Source organism: Curtobacterium sp. NPDC087080 (genome assembly GCF_044745105.1).
GTDB lineage: Bacteria > Actinomycetota > Actinomycetes > Actinomycetales > Microbacteriaceae > Curtobacterium.
Window position 1 is genome coordinate 281,798 of the sequence record NZ_JBIUZP010000002.1, and the last position, 13,018, is coordinate 294,815.

The 13,018-nt window shown below is 73.3% G+C and carries 10 protein-coding genes; 4 read left to right on the forward strand and 6 right to left on the reverse strand.

Annotated elements, in window-relative coordinates:
• Positions 1-29 precede the first annotated feature (29 nt).
• On the reverse strand, positions 30-899 hold the full coding sequence (locus tag ACIPEQ_RS05595; protein ID WP_402714412.1) for a sugar phosphate isomerase/epimerase family protein: 870 nt from the start codon (positions 897-899) through the stop codon (positions 30-32).
• A complete protein-coding gene (locus tag ACIPEQ_RS05600) occupies positions 842-1,555 on the reverse strand; it encodes a hypothetical protein (RefSeq protein ID WP_250366801.1) in 714 nt (237 codons plus the stop codon). Before ACIPEQ_RS05600 ends, ACIPEQ_RS05595 begins: the two co-directional genes overlap by 58 nt.
• 61 nt (positions 1,556-1,616) lie before the next feature.
• Between ACIPEQ_RS05600 and ACIPEQ_RS05605 the strand changes: the two genes are divergently transcribed.
• Together ACIPEQ_RS05605 and ACIPEQ_RS05610 are read left to right on the forward strand one after the other, a co-directional pair.
• The gene (locus ACIPEQ_RS05605; RefSeq protein ID WP_402714413.1) at positions 1,617-3,059 is read left to right on the forward strand and encodes a PLP-dependent aminotransferase family protein; all 1,443 of its coding nucleotides are present in this window, start codon (positions 1,617-1,619) and stop codon (positions 3,057-3,059) included.
• Between the two features lie 75 nt (positions 3,060-3,134).
• On the forward strand, positions 3,135-6,542 hold the full coding sequence (locus ACIPEQ_RS05610; protein WP_402714414.1) for an efflux RND transporter permease subunit: 3,408 nt from the start codon (positions 3,135-3,137) through the stop codon (positions 6,540-6,542).
• A 78-nt stretch (positions 6,543-6,620) separates the two neighbouring features.
• Here ACIPEQ_RS05610 and ACIPEQ_RS05615 read toward each other — a convergent pair whose 3' ends face one another.
• The gene (locus ACIPEQ_RS05615) at positions 6,621-6,875 is read right to left on the reverse strand and encodes a hypothetical protein (RefSeq protein ID WP_402714415.1); all 255 of its coding nucleotides are present in this window, start codon (positions 6,873-6,875) and stop codon (positions 6,621-6,623) included.
• Positions 6,876-6,993: 118 nt separating this feature from the next.
• Positions 6,994-8,031: an alpha/beta hydrolase gene (locus ACIPEQ_RS05620; RefSeq protein ID WP_402714416.1), complete on the reverse strand. Its 1,038-nt coding sequence runs from the start codon at positions 8,029-8,031 to the stop codon at positions 6,994-6,996.
• Positions 8,032-8,301: 270 nt separating this feature from the next.
• Here ACIPEQ_RS05620 and ACIPEQ_RS05625 point away from each other — a divergent pair, with 270 nt between their 5' ends.
• Together ACIPEQ_RS05625 and ACIPEQ_RS05630 are read left to right on the forward strand one after the other, a co-directional pair.
• Entirely contained in the window at positions 8,302-9,183 is an 882-nt protein-coding gene (locus tag ACIPEQ_RS05625) for a polyphosphate kinase 2 family protein (RefSeq protein ID WP_402714417.1), read from the forward strand.
• Between the two features lie 290 nt (positions 9,184-9,473).
• Entirely contained in the window at positions 9,474-11,510 is a 2,037-nt protein-coding gene (locus ACIPEQ_RS05630) for a DEAD/DEAH box helicase (RefSeq protein WP_402714418.1), read from the forward strand.
• 166 nt (positions 11,511-11,676) lie between these two features.
• Here ACIPEQ_RS05630 and ACIPEQ_RS05635 read toward each other — a convergent pair whose 3' ends face one another.
• Positions 11,677-12,186, reverse strand: coding sequence for a DinB family protein (locus tag ACIPEQ_RS05635; protein ID WP_209823015.1), 510 nt, complete (start codon positions 12,184-12,186; stop codon positions 11,677-11,679).
• A gap of 54 nt (positions 12,187-12,240) precedes the next feature.
• Positions 12,241-12,822, reverse strand: a complete 582-nt coding sequence (locus ACIPEQ_RS05640; RefSeq protein ID WP_402714419.1) for a MarR family winged helix-turn-helix transcriptional regulator — start codon at positions 12,820-12,822, stop codon at positions 12,241-12,243.
• Positions 12,823-13,018: the final 196 nt, after the last annotated feature.

The window sequence follows — 13,018 nt, forward strand, 5'->3', positions numbered from 1 at the left end:
GCACCGGACCGGGCGGTCGGGTGGTCCTGTCAGGAGCCGCCGGCCGCTGCCCACAGGCGGCGTGCGTTCGCGAGCCCGCGCTCGACGGCGTCGACGTCGTCCTCGAGCCCCTCGAACTCGATCGACACCGGCCCGTCGAACCCGCTCGCGACGATGCGCTCCACGATCCGGTCGAGGGGCAGGTCGCCGTGGCCGACGACCGTGCCGAGCACGGCGCGACCGGCCAGCGTCGTGAGCCAGCTGTCCGCGGCCGGCGGGGTCTCGCGCACCAGGAAGTCCTTGAGGTGCACGACGGCGGCGACCGGCAGCACCCGCTGCACCGCGCGCAGCGGGTCGTCGTCGAGGCAGACGAAGTTGCCGACGTCGAGCAGGGCACGGAAGCCCGGGTGGTCGACCTCGTGCACCAGCCGCAGGATCCGCTCGCTGTCGTTGAACGCGAAGCCGTGGTTCTCGACCATCGTCGTGATGCCGAGCGTCGCGGCGTGCTCGGCGACCGCGCGGCAGACCGGCACGACCTGCGCGAGCACCCGCTCGAACTCCGCGTGGTCGGCGTCCCGCCAGGCCCACGGGACGACGTCGTGGCGGAGGTGCGTGATGCCGAGTCGGTGTGCGACGTCGAGGTGCTCGTGGACGCGGGCGACCTCGGCGTCGACGGTCGCCGGGTCCGAGAGGTCCGCACCGATCACGTGGTTCGCGAGCCCGATCCCGCGCGCGGCGGCGTGCTCGCGCAACCGGTCGACGAGCTCGGGCTGCCGGGGGAGGTCGTCGCCGAACCCGCCCGCGGCGATCTCGAGGTGCTCGCCGCCGGCCTCCGCGACGCGGTCGACGACGTCGAAGATCGTCAGCGCACCGCGCTGGAGCGAGCGGGCGTAGCTGTAGGAGGACACTCCGAGTCGCATGGCGCGACCCTAGCCGCAGTCGGTGCGCCGCCACCAGGGGTGCTGCCCTGGCGTTGCGGGGACCACGGCAGGCGGCGGAAGAGCGGCATGAGCGGCTGCACCATCGGGCCGATCGCGAACGCCGCGACGACCGTGCCGACCCCGACGTCGCCGCCGAGCAGCCACCCGACCACGACGACGGTGACCTCGATGACCGTGCGGGCGAGCCAGAGCGGCCAGCCGAAGCGCTCGTGCACGCCGACCATCAGGCCGTCGCGGGCGCCGGTGCCGAGCCCGGCGCCGATGTAGCAGGCGGTGGCGACCGCGAGCAGCGCGAGCCCCGCGGCGAACAGCAGGATCCGGGGGACCAGGCCGTCGGGCTCCGGCACGAGCCAGAGCACCAGGTCGGCGGACGGTCCGATCGCCAGCACGTTGCACAGCGTGCCGACGCCGGGCTTCTGACGGAGCGGGATCCAGAGCAGCAGGATGACGACGCTCGACACGACGGTGATCACGCCGAACGACCACGGCAGCACGTTCTCCAGGCCCTGCGTGAGCACCGTCCACGAGCCCACCCCGACGACCGCGCGGACCTGCAGCGCGGTCGAGGCGCCGTAGAGGAAGAGCCCGACGGCGAGTTGGACGGAGCGGAGCACGAGGGCGGTGGAGCGGGGCATGCACCGATGTTCCCGGCAGATTGGCCTGGCCGTCGAGAGCCAATCGGGCTAGCGTGGCCCCGTGCCCCCGGTCTCCCTCAGCGCCCGCGCCGCCGCCCTCCTGCTCGCCGACTGGCGGGACGGCACCGACGCCCCCGCCTACGAGGCACTGTCCGACGCCGTCCGCGTGCTCGTCATCGACGGCCGGGTGCCGCTCGGTGTCCGGCTGCCCGCCGAACGCGGGCTCGCCGAGGCCCTCGGCGTGTCGCGCACCACCGTGGCGAACGCCTACGCCCGGCTGCGGGACGACGGGTTCCTGGTGTCGCTCCGCGGATCCGGGAGCGTCGTGCACCTGCCGCGCGACCTGGCCGGACGACCCGACCCCGAGCGGCTCGGCGGCGTGGTGCCCGGCGACCTGCTCGACCTGCGGAAGGCCGCGCTGCACGCCGCACCCGAGGTCGCCGAGGCCGTCGAGCGGGCCGTCCGGTCCGTGCCCGCCGCGCTCGCCGGCATCGGCTACGACACAGTCGGGGACCCCGGGCTCCGCGCCGCGATCGCCGACCGGTACACCGAGCGCGGGCTCCCGACCGACCCCTCGCAGGTGGTCGTCACGATCGGCGCCCAGCACGCGATCGCACTGCTCGCCCGTGTGCTCGTCCGCCGCGGCGACACCGTGCTCGTCGAGTCACCGACGTACCCGCACGCGCACGAGGCCTTCCGCGAGGCCGGCGCGCGACTCGTCGGCGTGCCCGTCGACGCCCGCGCCGGGTGGGACGCGGCCGCGCTCGAGACGACCCTGCGCCGGACGGCCCCGGCGGTCGCCTACGTCATGCCCGAGCTCCACAACCCGACCGGGGCGACCATGACGGCCGACACCCGGCGGCTGCTGCTCGACGTCGCCGCGACGACCGGCACGACCGTGGTCGCCGACGAGACGATGGGGGAGCTCCGCATCGACGGGGTCGGCGGGCCGCCGTTGGCGGCGCTGTCGCCGGACGTCGTGATGATCGGCTCGGCCGCCAAGGTCTTCTGGGGCGGTCTGCGCATCGGCTGGGTCCGGGCCGCACCGGAGCTGTTGCAGCGCCTGCTGCTCGCCCGCCCGACGGGCGACCTCGGCACGCCGGTCCTCGACCAGCTCGTCGCGCGCGAGCTCGTGCCGCGGACGGCGGACGTCCTGGAGGGGCGGCGCACCTTCCTGCGCGCCGGTCGCGACGAGCTCGTGGCCGGCCTGCGCGCCCGGCTGCCCGAGTGGGACGTCCCGTCGCCCGCAGGCGGGTTGACGACGTGGGTCGGGCTCGGCCGTCCGGTGTCGAGCGCACTCGTCCTGGCCGCGCGGGCCGAGGGGGTGCTGCTGGCCTCGGGCGGGGTGTTCGGACCCGACGGCGGGTTCGAGCGGTTCCTCCGGGTGCCCTACACGATGGCCGCGGCGGACCGGGAGCGCCTGGTCGACGTGCTCGGGCGCGCGTGGTCGCGGATCGGTGGCGAAGGAGCAGGCGTCCGGGGGTCGCTCGCCGCGGTGGTCTGACCGCCGGTCGCGCGTCCTCTCCACAGATCGGTGTCCGGCGGTCTGGTTCGCAGGTGGAACTGCGAGGATCGGCACGTGCACCTCCTCTCGGTCTTCAGCCTCCGCAACCGGGCCCTCATCGCGCTCGTCACGATCGTCGTCGCGGTGTTCGGCGGCGTCGCGCTGACGAACCTCAAGCAGGAGCTCATCCCGAGCGTCCAGTTCCCCCAGGTGGCGATCGTCAGCGCCTACCCCGGTGCGACGCCGGAGGTCGTGTCGAACGACGTCTCGACGAAGATCGAGCAGGCCATCCAGGTCGTGCCGGACCTCGAGTCGACGAGCGCGACCTCGTCGACCGGGCAGAGCGTGGTGTCCGCCTCGTTCGACTACGGGTCGAACCTGGCGAGCGCCGAGGACAAGATCCAGACCGCGGTGAACGCCCTGTCGCTGCCGGACACCGTGCAGACCCAGATCGTCACCGGGTCCTTCGACGACCTGCCCGTGCTGCAGCTCGCCGTCACCGCCTCCGGCAACCAGGAGCAGCTCGTCGACCGGCTGAACGCCACGGCGGTGCCCGACCTCGAGAAGCTCGACGGCGTGCGGCAGGCCGACGTGTTCGGCAACCCGGGCCGCCGCATCGTGATCACCCCGGACGAGGACGAGCTCGCGGCGCGCGGGCTCACGACGCAGTCGATCTCGAACGCCCTCGACGACAACGGCACGCTCATCCCCGGTGGCACGATCACCCAGGACGGCACGACCCTCTCGGTGCAGACCGGGCAGCGCATCGCGTCCCTCGACGACATCCGCGGGCTGCCCCTGACGGCGTCGAGCGGGTCCGGCGCGTCTGGATCGTCGGCCGGCGGGGCGTCCGCGGGCGGCGCCGCGACGGACTCCGGCAGTGCCGCCGGGGCGCCGGGCAGCACGGGGACGGGCTCCACCACGTCGGGTGACGGAACCGCCGGTGGGTCGGCCGCGGGCCAGGCCGGCACCGGGACGGCCGCGACCGGCGGGGTGGGCGCGAGCACGGCCTCCACACCGACCTCGCTCGGCGACGTCGCGACCGTGCAGATCGAGGAGTCGCCGCGCACCTCGATCAGCCGCGTCGACGGCAAGACCGCGCTCACCATCGCGATCACGAAGACGCAGGAGGCGAACACGGTCGACGTCTCCGAGACCGTGAAGGACGCCCTGCCCGGCATCGAGGCCAAGGTCACCGGCGACCCGCAGTTCACCGTGGTGTTCGACCAGGCGCCCTACATCCAGCAGTCCATCGACTCCCTGGCGGAGGAGGGGCTGCTCGGCCTCGGCTTCGCGGTCCTCGTCATCCTGGTGTTCCTGCTGTCGTGGCGCTCGACGCTCGTGACCGCGATCTCGATCCCGACCTCGGTGCTCCTCGCCGCGATCGGCATGCAGGCCGCCGGCTACACCCTGAACATCATCACGCTCGCCGCCCTCACCATCGCGATCGGGCGCGTGGTCGACGACTCCATCGTCGTCATCGAGAACATCAAGCGACACCTGCAACCGGGCGTCGACCGTGGGCGGGCAGTGCTCGACGCCGTGCGCGAGGTCGCCGGAGCCGTGACGGCGTCGACGCTCACGACCGTGGCGGTCTTCCTGCCGGTCGCGTTCGTCGCGGAGCTCGTCGGTGAACTCTTCCGGCCCTTCGCGCTGACGGTCACGATGGCGTTGCTCGCCTCGCTGTTCGTGTCGCTGACGATCGTGCCGGTGCTCGCGTACTGGTGGCTCCGCGCGCCGAGGACCCACCGCCACGCGGCGGTGCCGACCACCGGGTCCACGGAGACCGTTTCGACGGGCTCGTCGGCATCGGCGGCGGCTGCGTCGGGGTCGGCGGCGGCTGTGTCGGGGTCGGCCGGATCGACGTCGACCGGGGCGCTGGCGTCGGCCGCCGACCTGCACGACGCCGGCACGTCGGACCGGCTGCGCCGCGGGTACCTGCCCGTCCTCCGCTGGGCGGTCGGTCGTCCGGCGCTCGTGCTCGTGCTCGCCCTCGTCGTCCTCGGCGGCACCGCGGCGGCCGTGCCCTTCGTCAAGACGAACTACCTCGGCGACTCCGGGCAGAACACCTTCACCGTGACGCAGGACCTCGAGCCCGGCACCAGCCTCGACGTGCAGTCCGACGCCGCCCGCAAGGTCGAGCGGGTGCTGCGTGACGTCTCCGGCGTCGAGACCGTGCAGACCACGATCGGGTCGAGCGGTCAGTCCATCCAGGCCGCGTTCGGCGGTGGCGCGTCGGCGTCCGTGCAGTACAACGTCACCACCGACGCCGGGGCCGACCAGACGACCGTCCAGTCCACCGCCCGTGACCGCATCGACCGGATCGACGGCGTGGGCGAGGTCAGCCTGTCGAGCGCCGGCGGCGGCTTCGGCGGGTCCAGCGACATCGAGGTCGACGTCACCGCGCCGACCCAGTCCGAGCTCGAGACGGCGGCGCAGCGGGTCCTGGCGACGATGCGCGACGTCGACGGGACCACCTCGGCGACGAGCAACCTGTCCGCCGCCGAGCCGTACCTGGCGGTCAAGGTCGACCGGGCGGCAGCCGCCGAGCGCGGACTCACCGAGACGCAGGTCGGTGGGATCGTCGCCGCAGCGGTCTCGCCGCGCGACACCGGCAGCGTCGAGATCGACGACGCCACACTCGACGTGTACATCGCCGATCCGCAGCCGCCGACCACGATCGACGCCCTGAAGTCGCTGTCGATCCCGACCGCGAGCGGCGAGGTCCCGCTGACCGACGTCGCGACGGTCGAGCAGTCCGACGGCCCGACCACGATCACCACGTCGAACGCCGTGCGCACCGCGACGATCACCGTGACGCCGGACTCGACGAACCTGGGTCAGGCCGTGCAGAACGTGACCCAGGCCGTCGACGCCCTCGACCTGCCGAAGGGCGCGTCAGCGACGATCGGCGGTGTCGCCTCGAGCCAGTCGTCGGCGTTCAGCCAGCTGCTGCTCGCCGTGCTCGTCGCGATCCTGATCGTCTACGTCATCATGGTCGCGACGTTCCGGAGCCTGCTCCAGCCGATCCTGCTGCTGCTCTCGGTGCCGTTCGCCGCCACCGGGGCGCTGCTCCTGCAGATCGTCACGGGCATCCCGCTCGGCGTGGCGTCGCTCATCGGTCTGCTCATGCTGGTCGGCATCGTGGTCACGAACGCGATCGTGCTCATCGACCTCGTCAACCAGTACCGCCGCCGTGGGCTCCGCGTCCGCGAGGCGCTGATCGAGGGAGCGACCCGCCGACTCCGGCCGATCCTGATGACGGCGCTCGCGACGATCTTCGCGCTGCTGCCGATGGCGATCGGGCTGACCGGGAAGTCGGGGTTCATCTCGCAGCCGCTCGCCCTGGTCGTGATCGGCGGTCTGGTGTCCTCGACGCTGCTGACCCTCGTGGTGCTGCCGGCGCTGTACTCGGTGGTCGAGGGCTTCCGCGAACGCCGGGCAGACCGGAAGGCGGAGCGGGAGGCCCCGGCGGAGCACTGAGGCGTCCGGGCCGCGCGGGGCTGCCGCCGTCGGCTCGCCGGTGGGTCGCGGTCAGTCGCGCTCGCCGGTGGGGCGCCGTCAGTCGCGGCTGCCGGACTCCTCGGCCTCGACCTCGCGGAACCACGACACGAGCACGCACGTCAGGGTGACGAGGAAGACGATCGCGGCACCCTGAGCGGCGATCGCCATGTGGCCGGTGGCGGCCGAGTACCCGCCGAAGGCCACGGCGGCGGTGAACGACAGGCCGAGCAGCAGCTCCGCGTAGGTCCGGACGGACGTCCGGGCGGGCCACTCGGCGACGGGGCGCGCGGGGCGGGTCGTGGTGTCGGTCACCCCTCGAGTGTGCGCGGACGCTCCGGCCCCCGCACGCCCGAGTCCGGGTGCCACCCGCACGGGGCACGGCCCGTCCGGGTCGTCGGGCTCGTCGGGCTGGTCGGGCTGGTCGGGCTCGTCAGCGGAGACGATCGCGCAGGAACGCCACCACCCGCTCGCTCATCGCTCGGTCGAGCTGGGCGATCGAGTGCGCCGTCCCCTCGACGGCGACGAACGTCACCGGGACGTCGTGCTCGCGGAGCGTCGCGACGAACTCCTGCGACTCCCACAGCGGGATGAACTCGTCGGTGGAGTGGCCCACGAAGAACGGAGCGGTGTCGTGCGTGACGTGGGCGCCGGGGGAGGCTGCCTGCGCGGCGGGACAGCCCTCGTAGCTCCGGCAGCCGAGGTAGAGCAGCTGCTTCCGCTGGAACGAGGCCGACACCCCGTCCGGCTCGGTCGACCGCGTCGTGAGGTCGGTCGGGCCGCTCAGGTCGACGACCGCACGGATGCGGTCCCCGTCCGCCCACGCCGCGGACTCGTGGTCCGTCACCGCGAGCATCGCCACGAGGTTGCCGCCAGCGCTGCCGCCGAAGAGTCCCACGCGGTCCGGATCGATGTCGTACGTCTGCAGCGTCGTGGGCCGGAACACCCAGTCGAGCGCTCGCCGGGCGTCGTCGAGGCCCGCCGGGAAGGGGTCCGTCGGCGCGAGGCGGTAGTCGATGTTCACGGTGACGAACCCCTCGGAGGCGAGGTACTGGCACACCGCCCGGTAGGCAGCCGTGGCCTTGTCGCCGTGCGACCAGCTCCCGCCGTGGACGAGCATCACCGCCGGTCGGCCGTCGCCGGGTCGGGGGTCCTGCCGGTCCCGGGCAGCCGTGCCACCGGTCGGGTCGTCGGTCGCGGCTCCTGATCGGGTGGGTGCCGGCGTCGCCGTGGTGTCCGGTGCGCTGTCGGGCGGCAGGCACACGTCGAGGCGCTGCAGCGGCTCCCGACCGTAGGGCACGTCGGCCACCACCTCGATGCCGGGGTAGCGCAACGACAGCGGGTAGATCACGGGGTCCGCGGTCACGACGTCGTCCCGGTCGCCCGCCGGCGTGCTGCTGCACGACCCGAGGGCACCCGTCACCACGACCGCGGCGAGGAGCGCGAGCAGTGTGCGGCGGCCGGACCTCATCGTCGTCCACGCTAACCCCGCCCGCTCGTCACCGCGTCCGCCGTCCGGACGAGTGGGCTCCTCCCCACGGTCGAGCCGGCACCCGCGCCCGCCCTCGGTCGCACGCTGCCCGTTGTTTCCCATCACGGGTGCGATGCCTGGTGGAAACGGGCGTACCTGGTCGAACCGATCGACCAGGTACGCCCGATCCCGCCAGGTATGCCCGGAAGCGCACGGCAGCCGCGACGCGCCCGCGCCCACCAGGTACGCCCGAGAGCACCGGGTGCCAGGATGGGCACGACACCAGCAGGAGGACCCGTGAGTCGTCGCAAGGCCTGGAACACCGACCCCGAACCGCTGCTCCGCGTGGACGAGGGCTTCCGCCTCGACCGCGTCGACCCCGACGGCACGCCGGGCTTCCCCGGTCGCAAGATCGACGGGCTCGAGTCCCTCGCCGCAGGGGCCGACCGCCTCGCGGCCCTGCAGGAGCGCCTGTACGCCGCGAGCACCGCCGGGGACCAGCGCCGCGTACTCCTGGTGCTGCAGGCCATGGACACCGCGGGCAAGGGCGGCATCGTCTCGCACGTCGTCGGTGCGGTGGACCCGAACGGCGTCCACTACGCGGGCTTCAAGGCCCCCACGGACGAGGAACGAGCGCACGACTTCCTCTGGCGCATCGAGCGGCAGCTCCCCGCGGCCGGGCAGCTCGGCGTGTTCGACCGGTCCCACTACGAGGACGTCCTGATCCAGAAGGTGCGCGCGTTCGCTCCGCCCGAGGAGATCGAACGCCGGTACGGCGCCATCGTCGACTTCGAGGACCGTCTGGTCGAGCAGGGAACCACGATCGTGAAGGTCATGCTGCACATCTCGAAGGACGAGCAGCGCGAGCGACTCGGTGACCGCCTCGACCGCCCCGACAAGCACTGGAAGTTCAACCCCGGCGACATCGACGAGCGCCTGCTCTGGGACGAGTACCAGCAGGCGTACCAGACGGTCTTCGACCGCACCTCGACCGCCCGGGCACCCTGGTACGTCGTGCCGGCGAACCGCAAGTGGTACGCCCGGCTCGCCGTGCAGCAGCTCCTGCTCCGCGCGCTCGAGGACATGCAGCTCACCTGGCCCGCCGCCGACTTCGACGTGGCCGAGCAGCGTCGGCGGCTCGCCGAGTCCTGACACCGGCCCCGGTCTGGAGGCACGGCGCCGACCCGCCACCCGATGCCGGGTCGGCGCGTGGCCGGGAGGACGTCGACGGCAGGGCTGGCCAGGAGCGCCCGCGTCGCGTAGACTCACTCGGTCGGCCTTCGGCACCGCGGCATCGTGACCGCGGGTTTCGTTTGGGTGTGTGTGCGCTCGAGGGCTGGATTCACGTCGATCCGCGACGGGAAGAACCCCCTCCCCGCTGAAGAGCCCCCGCCGATGTCGCTGCCGGGCGCTGTGGGACGTCTGCACCCCGGAAAGTAGCAATGGCCCCGTACGACAAGGGCGCGCGTCAGCGTGCCGACGACCGAGTCCGCCACGCGAACGGCACGCCCGCCGCTCGCAGCAGCAAGCACCGCGGCTTCCGCGCCGCCGACCCCGCGCAGCCGCGACAGAAGCAGCGCTGGGACGCCGAGGAGCGCCGCGGCCGCGCATCGCAGGGCGAGCGTCCGGCCCGCCCGAACTGGGAGCCCCGCGACGGCGGTCAGCGCCGTGAGGACCGCGGCGGGCGCGGGTACGACCGCGACGACCGCGGTGGCCGTCGCTTCGACCGCGACGACCGTGCCCCGCGTCGCTTCGACCGCGACGACCGTGCCCCGCGCCGGTTCGACCGTGACGACCGTGCTCCTCGTCGCTTCGACCGTGACGACCGTGCTCCGCGTCGTGACGACGACCGTGCCCCGCGTCGCTTCGACCGTGACGACCGTGCCCCGCGCCGGTTCGACCGCGACGACCGTGCTCCCCGTCGTGACGACGACCGTGGTGCGCGTCGCTTCGACCGCGACGACCGTGCCCCGCGTCGGTTCGACCGCGACGACCGTGCCCCGCGCCGTGACGACCGCGCCCCGCGCCGGTTCGACCGCGATGACCGTGCCCCGCGTCGTGACGACGACCGCGCCCCGCGTCGCTTCGACCGCGATGACCGTGCCCCGCGCCGGTTCGACCGTGACGACCGCGCTCCCCGTCGCTCCGACCGCGAGGACCGTCCCCAGCGCCGTTCCTTCGACGACGACCGTGCCCCCCGCCGCGACCGCGACGACGCGCGCCCCGCGTACGTCCCCGCGGACGACGTCAAGCTCGAGAAGCTCCAGGCCGAGGCGACCGTCGCGGCCGACGTCGAGGGCGTGACCTTCACCGACCTCGGCATCGGCGGCAACATCTCCCGCACCCTCGCCGAGATGGGCGCGACGAGCCCGTTCCCGATCCAGGCGGCGACGATCCCCGATGTACTGTCCGGCAAGGACGTCCTCGGCCGCGGACGCACCGGCTCCGGCAAGACCATCGCGTTCGGCGCGCCCCTGGTCGAGAAGCTCATGGAGCACGGCGGCGGCACGAAGCGCAAGATGGGCCGCGCTCCGCGTGCGCTCATCCTCGCCCCGACCCGCGAGCTCGCCCTGCAGATCGACCGCACCGTGCAGCCGATCGCCCGCTCGGTCGGCCTCTTCACGACGCAGATCTACGGCGGTGTGCCCTACGGCCGCCAGGAGGGTGCCCTCGAGCGTGGCGTCGACATCATCGTCGGCACGCCGGGCCGCGTGCAGGACCTGATGAACAAGGGGAAGCTCGACCTCAGCGAGGTCGTCGTCTCCGTGCTCGACGAGGCCGACCACATGTGCGACCTCGGGTTCCTCGAGCCGGTGCGCGAGATCCTCTCCGCGACCGCCGAGGTCACCCCGCAGGGCAACCGCGCCCAGAAGCTCCTGTTCAGCGCCACGCTCGACGCCCAGGTCGCGTCGCTCGTGTCCGAGTTCCTGCACGAGCCGAGCGTCCACGAGGTCGCCGGCGAGGACCAGGCCTCCTCGACCATCGACCACCGCGTGCTGGTCGTCGAGCAGCGCCAGAAGGACCAGGTCCTCGAGGAGCTCGTCGCCGGCGACGGCAAGACGATCGTCTTCGCCCGCACCCGCGCCTACGCCGAGCGCCTGGCCGACCAGTTCGAGGACGCCGGCATCCGCGCGACCTCGCTGCACGGTGACCTCAACCAGTCGCGCCGCACGCGCAACCTGCAGCTGCTCACGAGCGGCCGGGTGAACGTGCTCGTCGCGACCGACGTCGCCGCGCGCGGCATCCACGTCGACGACGTCTCGCTCGTCGTGCAGGCGGACGCCCCGGACGACTACAAGGCGTACATGCACCGCTCGGGCCGCACGGGTCGTGCCGGCAAGGAGGGCACGGTCGTCACGCTCGTCCCGCGTGGCCGCATCCGGAAGATCGAGGGCATCCTCGAGAACGCCGAGATCGAGGCGGACCTCGTGCAGGCCGCTCCCGGTGACGGCATCGTCGCGGAGCTCGCCGCGCGCTAGACGCGACCACACGACGCAATGGAGGCGCGGTGCCAGCTGGCACCGCGCCTCCCGTCCGTCGTCCTGCCCGCGAACTCCGCAGGACGCAACGTTCCCGAGAGCTCGCAACGGTACGACGCTGCGAGCCGTCGCCGAGGTTGCGTCCCGCGGACGCGTCGGCGATGCGTCAGCGGCTGAAGAAGAGCAGCCCGCGCACGTAGCCGGCCTGGCCGGCGTGTTGCGTGCAGTCGTCGAGGATGCTGACGAGCCGTGCGCCGCGGGTCACGGGCGGGTCCCACGCCTCGTCGACGACGGCGTCGAGGTCCTCCGGCGCGAGCGTCGCCAGGTACGCGACGGTGCGCTCGTGGACCGCGCGGAGGTAGCCGTTCAGCAGCTCCGCCGAGGCGCGCACGCGACCGACGTCGTCGCGCGACATCCCGTAGCCGAGCGCGTCGGCCGGGAACGGCAGGCCGAAGCGCTCCACCCAGCCGTCCGCGGTCCAGACCTGCTCGGAACCGGCGAGGTCGGCGACCTGCGCGTCCTGCCCGCGTGCGATGTGCCAGGCGAGCCACGCGAGGGTGTTCGCGCCGGCCGCCGGGCGTGCGGCGAGCTGGTCCGCGGACAGGCCGTCGAGCGCGCGCTCCACGGTCTCGGGTACGCGGGAGAACGCTTCGGTGAGGAGTTCGGCAGGGGTCATGCGGCCGACGCTACGCGGCGGGTACGCGCCCTGCTCCAGGGCGCCCGTCCGCGCTCAGCGTGCGGTGGACGCGCGGTACCGCCGGTCGAGCGCTGCTCCGATGTCCTCGAGGGCAGCGGCGACGTCGACCCGCTCGGCGACGGGGACGGCCTCGCTGAAGGCCGAGGCGTACGCGGCGCCGACCGTGCGTGCGACGGCTGCTCCCGACGGGGTCAGGTGGACGAGGATGCTCCGCCGGTCGCTCGGGTTCGGGCGCCGTTCGAGGTGCCCGTGGCGCTCGAGCCGGTCGAGCAGCGAGGTCGTCGCACCGGTGCTCAGCTCGAGGACGTCGCCGGCCTGCTTCGGTGTCGTCGCCTGCCCCTCCGCCGCCGCCAGGTGCACCAGGAACCGTGTGTCGGTGATGCCGAGACCCTGCGCGGCGCTCTCGTGCGCGAGGACCCGTGCGTGCCGGACCTGCAGGACCCGGAAGGCCGCGATCATCCGTGCGAGCCCGGCGTCGTCCGCGTCGGTGCCGCCTCGGTACGCCGGTGCCGGGTCGCCGACCGCGAGGTCGCTCTCGACATCGGGGGAGACCGGGGCCGGGGGGAGGCCGATCGTGACGGTCAGGGGAGGAAGTGCGGGGGAGGTGTCCGTCACGGGGGTGGCTCTTCTCGGGTGGTGATCGCGGCGGCGATCTGCGGGACGCGGGCGGACCCGGGTCAGAGGTCCATGCAACAAGTATCTCAACGATTGAGATACCCCCAAGCCAGGGGCCGTTGCTCCCCCCGTCGTCACCACGGACGGCAAGTGACTCGATCGTCGTGGTACGCGGGCACCGCAGCGAGACGGACCA